This window comes from Halocella sp. SP3-1 (assembly GCF_003953885.1).
GTDB lineage: Bacteria > Bacillota > Halanaerobiia > Halanaerobiales > DTU029 > Iocasia > Iocasia fonsfrigidae.
This window is the reverse complement of sequence record NZ_CP032760.1, coordinates 3,110,037-3,130,316: the sequence shown is the minus strand read 5'-3', so window position 1 is coordinate 3,130,316 and position 20,280 is coordinate 3,110,037. Positions and strand designations below refer to the sequence as shown.

The 20,280-nt window shown below is 33.2% G+C and carries 12 protein-coding genes; all 12 read left to right on the top strand.

Annotated elements, in window-relative coordinates:
* The first annotated feature begins 28 nt into the window (after nucleotides 1-28).
* The 12 genes from D7D81_RS15055 (at nucleotide 29) to D7D81_RS15005 (ending at nucleotide 20,246) form a co-directional block, all read left to right on the top strand.
* On the top strand, nucleotides 29-1,471 hold the full coding sequence (locus D7D81_RS15055; protein ID WP_125990872.1) for a nicotinate phosphoribosyltransferase: 1,443 nt from the start codon (nucleotides 29-31) through the stop codon (nucleotides 1,469-1,471).
* Between the two features lie 195 nt (nucleotides 1,472-1,666).
* Nucleotides 1,667-2,809 carry an iron-containing alcohol dehydrogenase gene (locus tag D7D81_RS15050; RefSeq protein ID WP_125990871.1) on the top strand — a complete coding sequence of 381 codons (1,143 nt, stop codon included), beginning with the start codon at nucleotides 1,667-1,669 and terminating at the stop codon, nucleotides 2,807-2,809.
* A gap of 147 nt (nucleotides 2,810-2,956) precedes the next feature.
* The gene (locus D7D81_RS15045) at nucleotides 2,957-3,193 is read left to right on the top strand and encodes a hypothetical protein (RefSeq protein WP_164522284.1); all 237 of its coding nucleotides are present in this window, start codon (nucleotides 2,957-2,959) and stop codon (nucleotides 3,191-3,193) included.
* Nucleotides 3,194-3,582: 389 nt separating this feature from the next.
* Complete coding sequence (locus D7D81_RS15040) at nucleotides 3,583-5,754, top strand: transcriptional regulator (RefSeq protein ID WP_125990869.1); 2,172 nt, start codon at nucleotides 3,583-3,585, stop codon at nucleotides 5,752-5,754.
* A gap of 128 nt (nucleotides 5,755-5,882) precedes the next feature.
* A complete protein-coding gene (locus D7D81_RS15035; RefSeq protein ID WP_125990868.1) occupies nucleotides 5,883-6,314 on the top strand; it encodes a membrane-associated protease 1 in 432 nt (143 codons plus the stop codon).
* Between the two features lie 343 nt (nucleotides 6,315-6,657).
* The gene (locus D7D81_RS15030; protein ID WP_125990867.1) at nucleotides 6,658-7,704 is read left to right on the top strand and encodes a hypothetical protein; all 1,047 of its coding nucleotides are present in this window, start codon (nucleotides 6,658-6,660) and stop codon (nucleotides 7,702-7,704) included.
* 15 nt (nucleotides 7,705-7,719) lie between these two features.
* On the top strand, nucleotides 7,720-13,917 hold the full coding sequence (locus D7D81_RS15025) for a contractile injection system protein, VgrG/Pvc8 family (RefSeq protein WP_125990866.1): 6,198 nt from the start codon (nucleotides 7,720-7,722) through the stop codon (nucleotides 13,915-13,917).
* A gap of 77 nt (nucleotides 13,918-13,994) precedes the next feature.
* Nucleotides 13,995-15,431, top strand: coding sequence for a hypothetical protein (locus D7D81_RS15020; protein ID WP_125990865.1), 1,437 nt, complete (start codon nucleotides 13,995-13,997; stop codon nucleotides 15,429-15,431).
* Between the two features lie 7 nt (nucleotides 15,432-15,438).
* Nucleotides 15,439-15,591 carry a hypothetical protein gene (locus D7D81_RS19600; RefSeq protein ID WP_164522283.1) on the top strand — a complete coding sequence of 51 codons (153 nt, stop codon included), beginning with the start codon at nucleotides 15,439-15,441 and terminating at the stop codon, nucleotides 15,589-15,591.
* A 28-nt stretch (nucleotides 15,592-15,619) separates the two neighbouring features.
* Entirely contained in the window at nucleotides 15,620-16,900 is a 1,281-nt protein-coding gene (locus tag D7D81_RS15015) for a hypothetical protein (protein ID WP_125990864.1), read from the top strand.
* Complete coding sequence (locus D7D81_RS15010) at nucleotides 16,900-17,589, top strand: iron-dependent peroxidase (protein ID WP_125990863.1); 690 nt, start codon at nucleotides 16,900-16,902, stop codon at nucleotides 17,587-17,589. The genes D7D81_RS15015 and D7D81_RS15010 overlap by 1 nt, the downstream gene beginning before the upstream one ends.
* A gap of 17 nt (nucleotides 17,590-17,606) precedes the next feature.
* Entirely contained in the window at nucleotides 17,607-20,246 is a 2,640-nt protein-coding gene (locus D7D81_RS15005) for an Hsp70 family protein (protein ID WP_125990862.1), read from the top strand.
* The last annotated feature ends 34 nt before the right edge of the window (nucleotides 20,247-20,280 follow it).

Here is a 20,280-nt window from a genome sequence, read left to right as displayed (position 1 = left end):
TTTTTCTTTTTGAGGAGGCACATTATTAGTGGACAAAATAAATTTAACACTACTAACTGATTTCTATGAATTAACTATGGCAAATGGATATTTAGAGAATGGTTTAGGTGATAAAATAGCCTATTTTGACATGTTTTTTAGAAAGGTTCCGGATAATGGGGGATTTGCTATTATGACCGGTGTTGAGCAGCTAATTCAATATTTTAAAAATCTTAGTTTTGATGAAAGGGATATTGAATATTTAAGGAGTAAAGGGGTATTTAGTGAAAAATTCCTGGAATATCTACAAAATTTTGAGTTTAGATGTGATGTCTGGGCTATTCCAGAAGGGACTCCAATATTTCCCAATGAACCGGTTGTAACTGTCAGAGGTCCTGTTATTGAGGCCCAGTTTGTTGAAACTATGATTTTACTGACTATAAATCATCAAAGTTTGATTGCTACCAAAGCTAATAGGATAGTAAGGGCTGCCCAGGGGCGAGCTGTTATGGAATTTGGTTCAAGGAGGGCCCATGGTTATGATGGAGCTATCTATGGGGCAAGGGCGGCATATATAGGTGGATGTGTCGGTACAGCCTGTACTATTGCTGAGAGGGAATTTAATATTCCAGCCATTGGTACTATGGCTCACAGCTGGGTTCAACTTTTTCCCTCTGAATTAGATGCCTTCAGGGCTTATGCTAGGGTTTATCCTAATAATTGTGTTTTACTTGTTGATACATATAATGTATTGAAATCAGGTATCCCTAATGCCATCAAGGTATTTAATGAAGAAATAGTACCAAAGGGGTTTAGGCCGCAAGGAATAAGGATAGATAGTGGTGATATTACCTACCTTTCCAGGGAAGCCAGGAAAGCCCTTGATGAGGCAGGATTTGAAGATTGTAAGGTTGTAGCGTCTAATTCTCTGGATGAGTACATTATCAGGGATATATTATTACAGGGTGCAGAGGTAGATCAGTTTGGTGTTGGTGAACGTTTAATAACCTCCAAATCTGAACCGGTTTTTGGTGGTGTTTATAAGCTAGTTGCTATAGAAGAAAATGGCAGGATAGTTCCCAGGATAAAATTGAGTGAAAATGTAGCCAAGATTACTAATCCTGGGTTTAAACAGGTCTGGCGTTTTTTTGATAAAGATACTGGAAAAGCGATGGCTGATATCTTAACCATGCATGATGAAATTATAGATGAAAGTAAACCCTATGAATTATTTGACCCTGAACACACCTGGAAAAGAAAGACAGTCCGAAATTTCAAGGCTAAAAGGCTTTTAAAGAAGATTTTTGATAAAGGCAGCTGTGTTTATAAATGCCCTGAACTATCAGAGGTAAAGCATTACTGTCAGCAGCAAATAGAAACTTTGTGGGATGCAGTAGTCAGGTTTGAAAACCCACATAAGTATTTCGTTGACCTTTCTGAACCTCTCTGGGAGATGAAACAGGAGCTACTGCAACAGCATTCCGCAAGGTAGAAAATTATTAAAAAGTATTAACCATACGATAGTATAATCCCCTTTTTTAAAAGGGGATTTTTTCTACATTAAATTACAAATTGCTCTTGAAAAACAGATATAAATATGCTATACTTATATTGTTAAAAAATTAACAAACAATTTTTTTAAAGCTTTGTTTTGTTAAATAAATCACAAAAGGAGATGTATAGTGTTATGAAATCTTTTTTAATACCACCAGACATTGAATTTGAGGCTGATTCGCTGGCATATTTGAAAGACCTTAAGGGTAGTCGTGCTGTTTTAGTAACAGGCGGTAGTTCTATGAAAAAATTTGGATTTCTTGATAAAACTGTTGATTACTTAAAAGAGGCCGGAATAAAATCGATAATTGTTGACGGTGTAGAACCTAATCCTTCAGTTGAAACTGTGGAAAGAGGAAAAAAAGCAATGCTTGAGTTTGAACCAGACTGGGTAATAGCAATTGGTGGGGGTTCAGCCCTTGATGCAGCTAAGATAATGTGGGCGTTTTATGAATACCCTGAACTGGAGTTTAGTGATATAATTGAAGTTGGTTCAATCCCTGAGTTAAGAAAGAAGGCTAAATTTATTGCTATTCCTTCAACAAGTGGAACTGCCTCGGAGATTACTGCCTTTTCGGTAATTACTGATAGCAAGAAAAAAATAAAATATCCTATTGTATCACCAGAAATTATTCCTGATATAGCAATTATTGATCCAGAAATACCAGCAACAATGCCTTCACATATAACTGCTAATACTGGGATGGATGTAATGGCTCATGCAGTTGAATCCTTTGTATCGACAAATGCCAGTGATTATACCGATCCATTGGCTTTAAGGGCCATTGACCTTGTCTTTAAATATTTAGCAGATGCAGTTAAAGACGGTAACGATATGACTGCTCGTGAGAAAATGCACAATGCCTCTACTATGGCTGGGATGGCTTTTTCCAATGCCTCTTTAGGGATTATTCATAGTTTGGCCCATAAGATTGGTGGGGAACTCCATATTACACATGGATTGGCAAATGCAATATTACTACCATATGTAATTGAATTTAACTATGAGGCTGCTAAAGAGAAATTTGAATATGTAGAAAGGTTTTTAGGTATTGATAGTCTAGCTGATGCTATTCGCGAATTAAACAAAAAGGTTAATATACCTGCCAGTTTTAATGATATTGACTGGATGGACTTTACAGATGATGACTTTGAAGCTGTTTTAGATAGAATGTCACAAAATGCCCTGGAAGACCCCTGTACACTTACCAATCCTGAGCAACCGACTATTGAAGACATGAAAGAGCTCTATAAGAAGTCTTTTTACGGTGAATAGTATTAAAGTAGATAGGAAAAGAGCCTTCTTAATTATGGAGGTTCTTTTCCTTTCTTTATATTATTTATTAAAAAATAAGCTTATCCAGGCCAGCCTAATTGCCTGGATATTTTATTAGTTGCCGCCATTAATAATCTGGAATACTCCTTGTTAGATGAATTCATACTGGAGTTTAGAAAAAATATTGATTCTTTACGTAGGATAGTTACTGAATCTAAACAATATAAAATGCCCTTGCCTGCCATGGAAGCAGCACTGGATTATTTTGATAGTATTTGTGCAGCAGACTTACCAGCAAACCTAATACAGGCTCAGCGTGATTATTTTGGTGCACATGGTTATCGGCACAGGGATAAAGAAGGGTTTTTTCATACAGAGTGGTAAAAATTAGATATATTACAATAATTTATTAGTTTTTAAGGTTTTACTTTTCAAAACATGGGTATCTAGTTTGGCTAGATATTCATGTTTTTTATTATAACTGCTTTACTTATACATTAGGATTACAAAAATTGTTATGAAAAAATATATTATTATATTACTGATGAGTTAGAAAAAGAGTGTTTCGACAAAACTAGATATTATTTACAAAAAAATCTATTAGTTAGCAGTAGTAAATAAGTACTATTTTTTGGAAATTGCATAAAAAGTATTTTTTTCCAATAGAAAATAGTATATAATATTAAGAAATGTAAATCTATGCATCTAAACAACTATGTTTAGAAAAAATTAAATTTAAAATGGGGGTTTTTGAGGGAAGGTGAAATGTGCGAATGGAAATAATTAGGCAAACAAACAGAACTGTACTTCTTGAGGAGGTGAATCCGGAGAAATTAGATTTAATAACCTTAATTGGTAATGTGAAAGGAGTAGAAAGTCTTGATGATGAAAAAATTAAAGAGATTAACGAACATCTATTAGTCAGGGATTTTCAGGATTTTTTAGATAAGTTTACTCCTACAATTTATTCATATTATAATGCTGCAAGTCAAAGAATTATATATACACTGGAAAGACCTGAAGGCGTACCAGAAAATAATGTATCAGAAATCCGTTTAGATCAGAATAACGATTTCTTAAAAATGTTATTTACATTAATTGATACCAAAAAAAATCAGGGCAGGAGAAATGTTGATTTTAAGTTTGAAAATGTACTTGATATGATTTCCCCTAAAAAAGTGATGGAAGATATAAAACAGGTTAGAAAGGAAATAAATTATTTATATGAAAAATATGAGAAATTGGAAGAGGAAGACCCCAAGAAATTAAAACTAGGTGACAAACTAAATGTAAAATTTGAAGAAGCCAGCCGTAATTATAATAATGTTCTAGGGATGCTGCCATTAGCAATTGAAGATGTAAAAACAAGACTTTTGCTCGGGGAGAGTCAGGACGAAGCCGAGGCTGAAGAAGTTCAAATTGGTATGTTAACAATGGGGGATGAAGGCGAATTAAAAATAGTGGAAATTTCCAAAGAAGAACAAGAAGCACTGCCTGTTTCAGTAGATGAAGAAAGGAGTGCAGCTTTAGTTGAGATTTTTGAGGAAGATTATGAGGCAATTACAGAAAATCCGACACCCTATGTAAAGGACTTAGTAACAAGGACTTTTGCTCCGATTGCTGTTACTGATAGTAATGTTGATGTTGAAAGGGAAATAGCTAATTATAATAATTATCTGGAGTTTTATAAACAATCTAAGGATAATTTTGTACAGACAGCAAAACCCTTAATAGAAAAAATATTAGGCGTAAAGATGTTTTTTGACCAGTATCAAACAGATGATAATGGCATGCGCCCTACCTTATTAGTGACTAATTGTAAAGTGGACATGATGGTAAAGACAAATAATAAACCACGAATTGATACTTATTTAAATACAGTAAATGGAAAGAATAGCTTTGAAAATACTATTTGGTTTGGTATTTTCCCTGCTGTCGAGATGGATTCAGTTGATCGTATTGAAACCAGGAGAGAGAGATTTAAAGGAACAGATAAAGATGATATGCCACCTGGTAATACTCTGGAATCGTTAACTGCTATTTTAGACTTAGCAATGAAATATAAGATTCAAATATTCTTTAACTTCCAGGCTAATGAAGCAACGACATTTAATGATATAGCAACTAAGGGAATGGACAAGTACTTAAATAAGACAGAGGTATTATTAAGGCAAAATTATAGTGAGTTTGCAATACCATGTTTACCGAATTTTAGTGTCATACCTGAAGATAAATCAGGTGTTATTTTGGATAAGAAAATGGTAAAAAGTAAAGATGGTGGTGTGGCCTTATCTCAACAAAGGGAAGATATCTTGAAATTATGGCTTAAGGGGGTTTATATTGATGCTTCATATGTTGCAGCAGGAACTGTAGCAGCTTATCAATGCCCAGATTATCTTGATAAAAATTTCAAAAATGTTACTAATATGTTCCCGGGTGTTAGATTTGACATTGAAAGTGGTGATAATGCCCTTAAGATACCTACAACACTAGCCAAAGAAATTACTGGCTTTACAAATAAGATTAAAAATACAATTAATAAGAATAATTTTGGTTTTGTATTTTCCTCTGAAAATGCACAGATGAATGGAATGACAATAAATAGAATCACTGTTTATAAGGCAAGGAGTATGGCGATTACAGAGGATGGTTTTGACTCAATATATAAGACCTTAGTTAGTACATATATAGAGAGAATTTTGAGATTCCAGACAAGTGATTTTAAACAAGATAAGATTATAAGATTTTTTAGTAATAATCCTAATAGTCAAAAGAGTATCTGGATTAATAATAAAGGGTTTGTAAATTCTGTTTTACAGACTGGGGATGATATTTCTTATGAGATTGATTTGGATAATAATGTCTGCCATTTAAATATTGTATTTAACGGTAATATTAAAAATCTTGAGGTTAATATCACTAAGAGCACTACTGCTGTAGGATAAATTGATATTTTCAAATAAAAAAGTTTACATCCTTTAGGATATATTACATAAGTATTTTAATAATGATATTAGTACAATATGACTATTGTATTAATATAAATAAATATTAAATAAAGGAGGTGAATACTATGAGTTCTAGATTAATTATCGAAAGCGCAGATGAAACAATTCAGTTGGGGTCAGATAATATCATGGCGGTAACTTATGAATCAGATACACCAGATGATTCAAATGCCAGGGCATCAGATATTGGTTCTTCTGTAATTATCAAAGGTAAAATTATAACTGCTGTAGATGGAGAAGAGGCTGATGATACTAGAAAACTTGCGATCTGGTCACTGGTTAAGGCTGAGAAAGCAGATGCATATCGAAAAGCCACTCTGGAGATCATAGCCGCTGATCAGGTGATCAGGAAAGTTTACTTCCCAAATGCATTCGTTGTTGATTATACTGAAGAATTTGATCACACTGAAGGTACTGGGAAATTTGAATTAGTGCTGAGACAGAAGAAAGATAGGAACGAACTTGTTACTATTGATGGTGGTTATGCAGCTGAATAAGTAATTGCACAGGGGGGATAAATTTAATTATTTATCCCCTTTTTTCTAGATTTTAGAAGATATAATAATTTATTGATAAAAATCTGGCTATACTTTCTTAGGGGTCAGGATAATGAAATATAAAGAGAAAGACGAAAAGGATATATGAGGTAGAAGTGATAGATTGTAATAATTATTTAACGCTCAATGATGCCTTTGCTTGGGATGAAAGCGAGGTCTGGCGTTTCTTGACTTCGCTTATAAATACTTATTACAATCTATCAATGCCATGAATTTAAAGAGTGATTTAATTTAAATAATTTACATGCATGGTTTTTCAATAAGGAGAAAGAGGTGTTTTTCAATGGAAAGAAAGGTAAAAAAAGTAAGTCTATTGTTATTAATATTTCTGTTTATTTTTTCACTTACTGCCTGTAAAATGGGCAGTCATAATGAAGAGGCTGTCAGGGCTAAGATGGAAGAATCATTATATAAGGAATATGGTGAAGAATTTGTAGTTAATAGAATTGGAACAAGAAAATATCCTGATGGGAAAACTCGTTATGTAGCAAGGATATATCCGAAGTCAATAATAGGAACTCCTAAAGAAGGAGATCCATATTATTGTGCTAAAGCTGGTGTAGAAAAGAAATCTTTTGGTCGCTTAGGTAAGGTAGGAGCAGGTTATGAGACAGTCCAGATAAAATTAGAGGCAGAAAGATATTTAATAAATAAAATAAAAGAGATTTTTGGGAAAAGGGTATTATTAAAGCCTGATGTTAAATATGAGATACGAAAAGAAGGAAACGATTATTTTTCCTGGCAAATTGTCTCTGGGTTTGAGGAATTATTAAAAAAAGCAAAAGAAGACCCTGAAAACAAGAGATTAGAGCTAGAATTATACCTCTATATCTTCGATAGAATAGATAATGAAAAAGAAAAAGAAGAGAGGAGGAAGCAGATCTTTGACTTTGTCCAACATTTAAAACAGGAAGGCTTATTTAAGTATTTAAAAGTGGGTCTTTCGTTTATAGATGAAAGGGTATTAGCACCTGATTACAGAGAATATAGACAGAAGATAAATGCTAGTAAAAAGGTAAAAGAAGAAGTAAAGGGGGAGTTACTATATTTTCCACCAAGAGATTTGAGGAAAGAAATGTCACAAGTACTACAGGAAGAGATTAATAAGATGAATGAAGGAGAGTTACTGGCTAATATGAGGAAAATAAGGAAAAGTGATTTAACTTTTGATGGGATTAGGGAATTTAATGGACAATATTATTGTTGGATATATTCTCCTAAAATGAAAAAATTGAAATATAATGTAGGGAAAAATGAAAAATTAAAAAAATATTATAATATTAAAGATGTTAAATTTGAAAAATACGATAGATATATTTTTTTAGATTAAGGAGGCGAAAAATATATGAGTAACGTAACACATAAGGAACTTTTAACCTTTAGTAATTTGAGTAATTTAGATTGGCATTTTGTAGATTTAAAAGACTCTAGTGAAGAAGGAGAAAATATACTTAATAAACTTCTAACCCCTAAAGAATTTGTAGAAGGATATAAAGATCCAGAAACAAAAAAAGAACCTATATATGCTTATGGTGAAGGAGAAGAAGCTATAGCAGAAATGCGCCAAAGAGCCGGGATAGCCATGGAGTATCTGGAGAAATGGGAGGATAAGAAAAATGAAGAAGGTAGTTTTTTAGGGGAGTGGGAAGTAGTCTATGCAGCAGATAACTATAAAATAGTATCCGAATACCTTGATAGTGTTCATGCTATCAATGGGACTGAAGCTGACTATCCAGATAGAAATGATTTGAAAGACAATGAAAAAGCCATTCAAAAGCTGCAAATGGTTATCAAAGGGATATCAATAGCATCATATATCCTACCAGTTGCAGTAGAACTTGGTGTAGGTGGTAAACTATTAAATATACTAGATGACACCTTTGTAGATGATTTAATAGCTAATTTAAAAACAAATGCAGATGATGTAATGAGTCGGATTTTTAGTAGGGTACAAGGAAACAAGGCATACTGGGCGTTAGCTTCATTCAATGAAACAGGGGCCATTACTTACCCTTTTGCCGCCAGTATAGCAGAACAGCAGATAGACTTAAAGAAAGAAGAGACAATAAGAAGAGATTTAAAAGCAGAAAACTATAATACAAAATTAAGCCTAACCCATCAATTAGATTTAAGAGATACTGGTTTTAGGGTAGTAGTCTTTAAAAAAGGGAATGACATTGTCATTGCTTGCAGGAATAAGGAACGAGAGAACAGCCAGGTATTACCAGAAGAATTCGACTTATTACAAATGGTTTATAAAAAAATAAGGGTAGAAAATGATGATAAAGATTATAATATAACCTTCACAGGCTTTGGAGGGGGGAGTGACTTAGGTTTTCTTGGTTCCCTTTATTATAAAAGCAATGATAGATTAGATAAAGAAGAATCTTTGGTTCAGATACAGGGACAATTATTTTATCAATCAACCCCTCAGGTACAGGGACTAATAAACTATACTTATCATGATATAAATAGCAATTATGGGAATAACAAAGATATTGCCTTAGAAACCCTTGGGAATATAGTTGAAGATAGTGCAAAGGCCTTAATGACAGCTGCCATATTTGGAGTAGCAGCAGGAACCCCTTTACTATTTGGCTTAATTCTAGGAGCAGGTATGCAAATAGGTGGAGCCCTTTTTAGGTGTTTAGAAAGTGCCAGGGCCAGCAAATTTTATAATATATTGGTAGCAGAAGGGTTTATCAAAGAAAACAAAGAAGAAAAAGACAAAATTCAGCCTAGAGCAAGAGAAGATATAATAAAAAGTCTTATAAGTAATAGAATAAATGGAGATGGAGCTGAAAACGAAGTCAGCTATATCTTTGTTAACACTAAAGACGGAGAAAAGATAAAACTAAGATTAGAAGATGCTATCTATTGTATGTATGAAGACCTATTTGGCTTAGATTTCAATACAGACATAAGTAATAATCTAAAGAGAGACCCCAAAACAGGGAAGGTGATTTTTGACTGTAATGGTAGACATGAATTAGAAGAAAAAGACGATATTTATCAGATAAAGCAGGTAAGATATGAAGCACTTCGAGAAGAGGATTTAATTGCTGTCCATCCGATACTAGATACTGAAGAAGGAAGAAAATACATTAAATACAAACAAAAAACACCATACCCTCAATTTCCCTATGCAGAAATACCCTTTAACAATCAAAAAGGAGTATTTATTGTCAATACCCTGAGGATAGTATATCAATTACAACAGAAATTCATCAAAAACAACTGTGATCTTGAATATATATTCCCTACAGGAAAAACAATAAAAACAATAGATCAATTCCCTGATCCTACTACAATAGAAAAAACAAGTAATAATAGGGGAGAACTCGAAGTAAACGAATACACCTTTCTACCTTATTTAGATGCTGATAGCGGAAATATTAAACCCGATGAACTAAGACCAGATTACATAGCAAGTGTAATAAAAAGTATGATTTTCCAATACGAAGAATACCACAGGATGTCAGTGGCCCGAAGTATTAATACTGGGCAGAGTGGAGGAAATGACCTGACAGCCCATAAATATGACCAGCAATATAACTACCAGTACACCCATGATTTCTGGGGAAATAAAGTAAACAGTACATTCTTAGATATCATGAAAGAAGGACCGGCAAGAATAAGAGCCCTTTACAATATGTCAGGACTATTAAAATTTAACCACTATCAAAGCGTTTTGGACAAGCTAGATGAAAAAGAGATAGAAAAATACTACAGCCTGGAAGACAAAGAAGAACCCCGTTTTGAAGCAGACACTATTGTCATCAACCCAGAAGCAGCATCACAGCTAGAATACAAATACAATCCAGCTGATGATATCATAGGCGGCGAACTAGAACTACAGGCTAAAAACATAGCAGCCCCTGGGGAAAGTGATGAAGATAAGGAAACTAGGCTTGAAAAAGATAAGCCTGAAAACCTCCTCTCTGCCCTCAGTATATCATCAATGCTGAGTGAAACTAAGCAAAAAATATTAGAGTTTATCCCAGCAGTAATCAAAGAACGGTACAATTTTCTAGCAGAACAGGGCAAAACATATGACAAACAGCTAGAGATACTAAAAACAGCCGAGGCAGATACAGCAGCTGCTGGAGAACTAAAAGAAGAAGAATTAGTCAGGAAAAATGGTTCATTCATAGGGGGAAGTAGAGCTGAGAAGTCAGCCAAAGAAAAAAAGTTCACTAAAAAAATACTAGCCATACCCGAAGAACAAGAAACAGTTGAAGTAGTTAAAGAACTAGAGGGGGAAATAAGCCAGGAAAAAGAATTCAAAGCAGAGGTATTAAAAGATAAGCAGCAAAAAGAAATACTAATTAACTACAGTCCTGAAGCCAAAGAAGACAGGGCAAGCAAATTATCTCTGGCAGCAGGACTGCCCAATGAACAATTTGACAAGGCAGAAAGGATTTACAAACAGGAAGTAAAAGACAATGATAGAGACTATAAATATACCCTGACAGGATATTCCCTGGGAGGGGCCTTAAGCCAGTATGCAGCAATTATGTCAGAAGGATTTATTACTAATTACCAGGCAATCAGTTATGATAGTCTAGGATTAGAAAATTGTCTCAAGTTTAACGGCAATGAATTCTTGGGCTATCAAATTGGTATACTCCATTATTTAGAGGATATTAATAATAATAATACTATGAAAACAATCTATTATGACCTCTTAGACGAACAGGTCATTAAATATGACAATATTAGCACACAATATAGGAGAGGCAAAAAAGTAAAAGCCCGGGAAATAAAAGGTGTCTTAGAAAAAATTCTGGTAAAGAGGTTAGAATTAAGTCCCAAAAGGGCCAGAGAAATAATAGAAGAAAACTTTAATCCCTTGATCATAGAAAGAAAGATGAGGTTGATAGACAGAAACAAAGAATATCAGAACTGGCTAAAAAAAGAAGAGGAAAAAGACAGACTTATTCATTACCATTTTTCGGATAATCTACCAGCCCTATTTCTGAAACAGGCAGGTGCTAGCTATTTAGTGGATAAAGGATTAAAAAAAAGCACCCCTGAATTAAGAACAGAAATAAGAAAAGAAAAAATAAAAAATGTTGAACAACTAGCAGAAGACAATTTCAAACCAATAACAGCCAAAGGCCTTGACCTCTTTCAACCCTATCTCTATCTAAAAGAAGAGAAAAATAATAAGTGGCAGGAAAGAATAAACAACAGATTAGATAATTCTCCCCAGATAGGCAATATGACTAACAAACTCAGTCAGGACTACCTGCAGGCACTTATCAAAGACATAGTTCTTGACCTTACTAAAAAAGATGAAAACATCCTCAAAGAACTATTTAAACGCTCCCGTCGGGGACATAGTGATTATTTCCTGGAGATAATCAAGGACAGGCTGCGCCACAGTATGAAATCACAAAAAAAACTAGCTGAAGATGAGAGAGTCTTTAAGAGCAGTTATCTCCAGGAAAACCCCGAACTGCTAACAGAAAGAGACAAGGTATACCCCCTGGCCCAGGCGGCCCTCGAACAAATGGAGGAGATGAATAACGTTGAACTCCAGGATTTATATAACTGGGAGATAAGGGGAGACGGTATAGAACTAATACTCTGTCCCCAAAAAGAAGAAGAAGAGACCAAAGTCATAGAATACCACAGCTCTGATTCTGCCCTGAAATTTGACAACCAGGAAAAGAGGCTGAAACTGGAATGTCACGAACCATCAAGTAACCGTATCTATGGTTCCAGTAGACAGAACAAATATATTCCGAATAGAGACAGAGAATACCTGGTAGTAGAAGATGACCTCTACCAGTTTAATAACACCCGGGGAGTAGGCTTTACTATCTTCAGTCCATATACCAGCCCGGAGAAAATAATAAAAATAGATGGTATAACTATAGACAAACAATATGAAGAAATAGACAGGGATGAGGCTAATATCGGAAAAAGGACAAAAACACTGCGAGACAGCTACTTCGGCCAGAACATTATCCTCAGAGACAAAAAAAGTATCTATGGAGAACCCTGTGGAGAGTTAATCTATATCTATGGCCCCAATAAAAAAGATGAACTCATCATAGAAGGCTTCCAGAATGGAGACTATGGAATCAAACTAAGGGAAAAAGTTCGTCCCCAAGAAGAAAAAACAGCAGCTCTTACCTATACAGAACACCAGCTTAAAATAGAACCCTTTGAATTTGCCATCCTCAACAAATTCAAAATCAGCAGGGAGATTTACCAGCACAGTGTCCTGGAAGTACAGGGGGTCATCAAAAAAGAAAACAGACACAAGTACTATCAATACCTGCGAGAACAAGAAGACCCGACTATAACAGTTACCTATGACAATGATGACCGGAAAATACTCTTTAAAGGCATTATTGAAGAATTTGGACTAGGCACCAAAGAAAACCAGACCCATTATCTTAGGATCAAAGCCTTCTCCTACAGTAAACTCTTAGCAAGGAGGAGGAGAAACAGGGTCTTTCAAAACATGGGGACAAGCTATCAAGAGGTATTTGATAAGATAAAGAGTCAAAACCCGGAATTTCATATCGACTTTGCCGACACTTCAGTAGCCAGTACACCCCTAATCAATGAAGACTACCCGGTAGTCATCCAGTATAAAGAAAGTGAATGGGATTTTATCAAAAGACTGGCCACATATGTAAACCAGATATTGATAGTAGACGATACCAAAGACAATCAGGAAATAATAAATATCCAGGCCGGCCCTCATAACAATGTAGCCCAAGAACTCAATAATATTGCAGGGGGAGAAGGAAGAAAAACCGGGCGGAAAAACACCAAATATAAGTATTACAGAATAAAAGAACACGAACACTACCGTTCAGACAATATCTTTCAAATCGGTAAAAAAGTAAACTATAGAGTCAGTAGCAAAACAAAAGAAACCCTGGAACTAATCATCATCAAAAACCTTATCTATCTCAAAAACCAGCGCCTGTGCTCAGACCTAATCATGGTCAAAGAAGAAGACATCAAACTGGTCAAAGAGATCAGGGAAAAAAGGATAGAAGGGCGGAGCTTTAGGGCAGAAATCGTTAAAGTCAATAACAAGTACCAGGCTAAGGTAAGATTTATTGACCTGGAAGATGACTTTCAAGAAGATAAGGCCCACTGGTTTCCCATCGATCGGATCTATACCAATGCCTTTATTGCCCCGGAAATAGGGGATATAGTAGATATCTACTTTAAGGCCCGCAATGAAAAATATGCCTCAGTGGGCAAAGCTACAAGGGATGAAAAGAGGGAGATAAACCATGACCCGGCAGACAAGATGATCAAAACACCAGGGGGCTATCAAATCAGACTAAACAACCAGAGTGTCCTGTTTGCAGCCCCAAAGATGAGCTCCAAAGTAGAGTTAAAAGAAAAGGAAATAAACTTAGAGAGCAATGGCAGTAGTATAAAGATGGCTGAAAATATTAAGCTAAAGGCAGATAAGGCCTTTATGTTGATTCATAAAGATGTGTTACAGTTTGGTTTTGGAGGTAATGGGATTAAGGTTAAGGATGGGGAGATAAATATTTCTTAGGGGCTAAGTTATTTGATAAATCAGGCCTATAAAAAATATTTTCTAAAAAACATTTTCAGAAGGGTGTGGAAACAAATATGGATACTAAAGTAAGAGCGGATAAAACATATGCTACTGCCCATGATCTTAAATTTGATAATTTTGAGTTTAAAAGTCTAAATAAATTAGAAATAAAAAAATCTATCTACGACCACAGTAGGGTGTTAATTGAGGGGGTAATAAATGAAAATGATATTAAAGAGTATAATAGGTATTTAGAACAGGAAGATCCACCATTAGTAATTACTTATGATAGTGAAGATAAGCAGCTAGTTATTTTCAAAGGGATAGTTAGCAGTTATAAGATAGTCTATAAAAATCAGGTATATTTTCTACAATTAGAAGCCTGTTCTTATAGTATTCTCCTTACAAGGGAAAGGAGAAACCGTATATATCAAAATTTAGGTTCAACATATAATGATGTACTTAATATCTTGAATAATAAAAATAAGAATTTTTGTTTTTCCTGTTCAACAAATCAATTGGGAGAAACAATCTTTATCTCAAAAGATTATCCCTTAGTATTACAGTATAAAGAGAGTGATTGGGGTTTTATAAAGAGGATATCTTCTTACATAAATCAACCAGTAATAGTTGATGATACAAAAGATAATTCAGAAACGATTAATATTCAAATTGGCAGTCATATATCATCAGAGAAAAAATTAAGTAACACCTATGGTGAAACAGCTCAAAAAACTGGTAAAAAAAGTACCAAATATAATTATTTTAAAATAGAAGAATATAAACACTCTAGGACAGGTAATGTATTTAATGTTGGGGTGAAACTTGATTATATAACTAATAATGAAAAACAGGAAACAATAGAACTAGTTATTATAGAAAATAATATTTATATAGATAAAAGTAACATCTATTCTGAAATTGTTTTAGCTAAGGAAGAAAACATTAGAATATTAAATATAAAAAGGAGATTTGAAATTGAAGGCAGGGGTTTTAGGGCAGAAGTGATGAGCTTAAGCCCGAAACACCAGGCTAAAGTTAGTTTTCTTGATATAGAGGATGATTTTGAAGAGAGTAAAGCACACTGGTTTCCCTTAGATCAGGTATATAGAGATGTCTTTTCTGCTCCAGAACTGGGGGATATTGTAGACATATATTTTAAGAGTAAAAATGAAAGACATGCAGCAGTAAGAGATAGTTTAACTGAAATAGATCAGGAAATAAAGAATGACCCAGTTGATAAAGTAATTGTAACCCCTGAAGGGTTTCAGATAAAAATAAATAATGATAGTATTTTTGTAATTGGTAAAGATAATATATCTACTATTGAAATAGCCCAGGACCTTATAAAAGCAAAACAGAATGATAATGATTTAAATATTAATCTGAACAAAGATTTAATCCAGTTAAATTTCCAAGAAACAAAATTCACTTTAAATGATTCGGCTGCAAGGCTTGCCAGTGGAGGAACAGGGCTTATAGTGGATGATAGTAAGATAGATTTGGCCTGAAGTAAAGATGAGAAGTAGTGATAATCAGGTAGTAATCAAGAAAGGTGAAATAGAACTTAAGAATGAAAAAGGATATGGTAAGCTGTCCAAAACTGGTAGTGAAATAGGCTTTGGGAAGAAGAAGGTCGAGATTAATAATGGTAAGGTGAAGTTTATTTAGAATAATTATTTAGTAAGTAGGTGATAATTTGAAGGAGATAATACAGAGTAAGTTAGATAGAATGAGCGACCTGCAGCAGAGACGGATCTTAAAAAATATGATGTTAGATGTATTTAAAGGGATTATTGATTATCAGGAAGATGTTAATCAAGAGATAGAAAATAGATTATTTAATGAAATACGGGATAGAGACGATAATTTTACCATTTACAATACTATTGTTAAAAGAGAAAGATTGGATATAGTAAGTGATTGTCTATTTCCTATGGAAGAGGAGGACTATGAAGAGGAACAATATGATAAAAAAGAGATATTGGAGAAAATAAGAAATAATGAACCAGTAAAAATCACAAAAATATATTTAAAGAAAAGTTACCCAGAACTCATAAAAATGGAAAGAGAAAAACACAAGTTCAAGGGTTTAATTATTTCTGAAGATAAGGAAATTCCAATTGATATAGTTTTACAACATAATGAAGAATATATAGCGATAGAAGAAGAGATGTACAAGATATTTATGCAGAATGCTGTAAGGTGGACAACAATTAATAACCCTTATATACGTAAATTCTATGATGTTGTAATTGCAGGCTGTCAGGAAGATATGGGTGAGCTCAATGAATTTGAAGAAATAGTATTTGACTTAGAAGAATTAGAAGAGGATAAATGTGTTGGGTATGTACCTGTCTGGAATATAAAAAAAACAACAATTAAAGGAGAAGGATTTCCTTTGCCGACAAAAGATAAGGTTAATTACGAACATGTGATTCCATATAAAAACCTGGGTTATAAAAATGGATACTTACTTGCCCCCAATCAAAATATGATATCTTTAAGAAAAAATAAGGACGGCATAATAATTACCAGTAATGAAAGCAATTCTATTGTATGGGAGCTTTTTGCTGTTCTTCAGGAAAATAATTCTTTAATAAATGATCAATATGAATTCAGTTTATTATCCAATAAAAAGAAAAAAAGTTTTGTAGATAGTTTTTTTAATAAGGGTGATAAGGTAATAAGGAGTTATAGTGAATTAAATAGAATGCTGAAATCCTTTGAAGTGACAAATGACTTACAGATAAAGGATATTAATATACTAGATGATCTATCTGCACTTGAAAAAGATATTAGTTATGATTTTAATTCTTATATCTTAGATGAAATAAGGGCTGATAAATTCAGGAAGGTATTAGTTATAGAATTTGAAGCAATGGAATTGGATTACTTAAAAAATGACCTTATAAGTTTTATTACTTCTGAAATACAGCAGTATTTCCCGGAATATATCTGTAAGGGGGTAATAGATTAATGGATTATATCTGGGATGTCTTAATAAAGGCCAAAAATGAAGGGATAGATTTAAAAGATGTAAGGTTTTGCTTTGCTTCCGGATTTTCTCCTTATATGGAATTAAGTGATTCCTGTATTAATTTTAGAGATATAGATAAGGATGTTGAAATAAATCCATATTATAGGTTTTTTGATATATTTAAAGACCTATTTGATGCTAATTACTATAAAAATGAGGAACTAAGGGATGTATTATTTGACTTAGTAGTTCATTTTTTGGGAGAGCTTGATCTTAATCGTGGTATGGACAGAGTTGAGTATCACAAGTGGTTTTTCTATAGAGAGCTTATAGAAGGAACTTTTGGTCAAAGGGGTAAAGAAAATATCAAATATTTTTCTATTGATGAGAAGAATATTTTAATTAGAAACCTATATAAGCTTTATATTACCGGGGACCATATATTTTATCTAAAAGATACTATCAAAAATATTTTTAAGGGTTCAATAGTTTATTTAAATAAACTGGATAAAAATGAGTTGCTGGTCTATATTCGACAAGTTGACAGCAGTGAAAACCTTAAGAAGATGGAATTAATAAAAGATTTATTTTTACCAATAAACTTTAGTATTAAAATCTACTGGAAATTTCATTTTGGGATAATAGATGTAGCTGAAACTATGAGAATAGGTTCTATTGCTAATTACTAAATAGAGGAGGACGTATAATGTGGTCATATAGATTAAACCCAGGGGAACAAAAATATGAGGGCAGAAGGTTCACTAGAAGTGAATTAATGGAAATGTCAACATATAAGTTAAGGAATATCTGTCATAAGTATAGAATAATCAGGGGTTATCAAAAGGAATATGATAGGGATAGCTTAATTAGAATTATTTTAAAGTATAGGGGGGTAAAAAAACCGAATTTAATTGATGAGAAAAAGGAGGGGGGGTTTGAAAGGGTACAAAACCTGGTACAGAAAAATCCCCTTACAAAATTAAATCACCTGGACAAGATTAAATTGCCTGCAAAAATAACTGTATATCAGGAGGTTGGTGTAAATAAAGAAGACCAGTACAAAATCATTGTAGAAAATGAAATAAAAGAATCAAATGTCCTACTTATTAATGGAGAAGACCATTTATGTGGTATATTTAATTTAAAAAAGGATAAGAGTGAAGATAATGTGTACTTCCTTTATGCTAATAAAGGAAACCTGAATTTAACTAATATTGATAATAAAAATTATAGTTTCCTATTTTTCCGAAAAAACGAGTCAGAATATATATATAAAAGTTACTATCAAGAAAAAGAACTGCCACCGATTAATCTTTATTATTATCAGGTTCCAATTATAGATTTTGAGATAAAAGAGTTAGAAGATACCAGGACAGTTTTATGTATTGATTTTGGAACCTCAAACACGACTGCCGGGGCATACCTTGACACTAATTATGTTTCAAGCCCATCACATAATGATATATTAAACGGAAAAATTAAAATAAATGATATTAACTTTGTTAAATTCCCTTATACAATATCAAAAGAGGAAAAATGGATAGAGATAATGCCCAGTGTTGTTTATGTAATAGATTGTAAGGACTCAGAAAACATTAAGTATTTATTTGGTTATGAGGCCTTAGATAGAATGAAGAAAAATGATTATTCAAGTAGTGCCAGTGTCTTTCAAGGGATAAAACGATGGGTAAATAATTATCAGCAGGAAGAAGAGATATATGATGAAAAAGGTAATATTTCTGTAATTAAGCGGGGAGAGATAATTAAGGCCTATATTAATTATGTAATTGAACTGGCAGAACATAATTTCAAGTGTAAATTCCAGAACATACACATCTCAAGCCCGGTAAAAATGAAGGCACAGTTTCTAGCAATGTTTGAGGATATTATGAATGATTATCATATAGAAAAGGTAGATGTTTTAGATGAGGGTATTTCAGTTTTATATAATACTATTGCTAATTTTATTATGGATAGAAAATTTGTTGATAATAAAGAATATAAGGCACTGGTGATAGATTGTGGTGGTGGTACAACAGACTTATCTTCCTGTACATTTAGCATTGAAGAAGGGAATATCTCTTATAAAGTAAATATAGAGACCGGATTTGAGAATGGTGATACTAATTTTGGTGGGAACAATATAACCTACCGAATAATGCAGTATATGAAAATTGTTTTTGCTAATTATTATAATAATAATGGTGAGATTATAGACATTGATGAATTAATAGATATTCCTGCTGTCGATATCTTTAGATTAGTTGATGAAATGGGTGTAAAAGAGATATATAAGGATTTTGAAGAAAAATACCGGGAAGTAGAAAATATTATTCCAACTAAGTTTAGGGAGTATGAAAACAAAACCAGTGCTGAATATCAGAAGGTAAAAAATAATTTTTATTTCCTCTGGGAGATAGCTGAAAATATGAAGAAACAGTTCTTTAAAAAAACCAATATCATCAGGAATAAATTTGACTCAGATGAGCTTAATACTGTTGATAGTGATCTTCATATAACATCATTAAATCAGTGGAATTTATCTATCATTGATGGGCAAAGCCTTGATAGGGTTAATAAATTTCCTAATGTTGTTTTCAATATTAAAGAAATTTCAAAACTCATTAAAGCTGATATATATGAAATAGTTAAGAAGTTTCTGGAGAGTTTTTATGAAAGCAGGGAATTAATGAACTATTCTATTATCAAACTAACTGGACAATCCTGTAAGATAGATATCTTTAAAGAAGCCCTTAAAGAATTTGTGCCTGGCAGGAGTATAGAATTTAAACAAAAAGGGACAGATAAAAGTCAGTCGCTGGAATTAAAATTAGCCTGTTTACGTGGGGTTATTAAATACATGAAATCCAAGAAATTAGGTGATATAGAGGTCTCTATTAAAAATGCAGCACCAGCACTGCCTTATACTTTAATTGCTAAGACCTTTACGGGCAGAGAAAAGGTAGTAATCCATAATCAGGAAAGGACCAATCAGGCGAAAGGATTTATATCAAAACCAATAAGTACAGAGAAAATAAAGTTTTATTTAAAGAGTGATGAAGGGACATTAGAGAAGATATATATCTATGAAAATGACCTTAGTGGATATACCTTTGCTGAGATTGATGAGATTGTAAGCCAGTATGAGGGGAAAATTGTTCAGGAAGATACTGATAATATTAAAAATGGAGAAATCAAATTCTTTGTTTATACAGATGAGAACAACTGGGGTTTTTATGTTCTACCTATTTGTAGGAAAGAAGAAAAGCTTCATGTAGGTGAGAAAAAATATTTTGCTTTTGAAGGTGATCTATCAAAACTGGACTTTTTTGATGGTTTAAAATAGGCTTCTCTTTCCTGAATTACAGTTATATATAGAA

Coding starts and splice junctions, on each gene's coding strand:
- D7D81_RS15050 (WP_125990871.1), top strand. CDS start 1,667: ATGAAATCTTTTTTAATACCACCAGACATTGAATTTGAGGCTGATTCG.
- D7D81_RS15035 (WP_125990868.1), top strand. CDS start 5,883: ATGAGTTCTAGATTAATTATCGAAAGCGCAGATGAAACAATTCAGTTG.
- D7D81_RS15025 (WP_125990866.1), top strand. CDS start 7,720: ATGAGTAACGTAACACATAAGGAACTTTTAACCTTTAGTAATTTGAGT.
- D7D81_RS19600 (WP_164522283.1), top strand. CDS start 15,439: ATGAGAAGTAGTGATAATCAGGTAGTAATCAAGAAAGGTGAAATAGAA.
- D7D81_RS15040 (WP_125990869.1), top strand. CDS start 3,583: ATGGAAATAATTAGGCAAACAAACAGAACTGTACTTCTTGAGGAGGTG.
- D7D81_RS15010 (WP_125990863.1), top strand. CDS start 16,900: ATGGATTATATCTGGGATGTCTTAATAAAGGCCAAAAATGAAGGGATA.
- D7D81_RS15020 (WP_125990865.1), top strand. CDS start 13,995: ATGGATACTAAAGTAAGAGCGGATAAAACATATGCTACTGCCCATGAT.
- D7D81_RS15030 (WP_125990867.1), top strand. CDS start 6,658: ATGGAAAGAAAGGTAAAAAAAGTAAGTCTATTGTTATTAATATTTCTG.
- D7D81_RS15005 (WP_125990862.1), top strand. CDS start 17,607: ATGTGGTCATATAGATTAAACCCAGGGGAACAAAAATATGAGGGCAGA.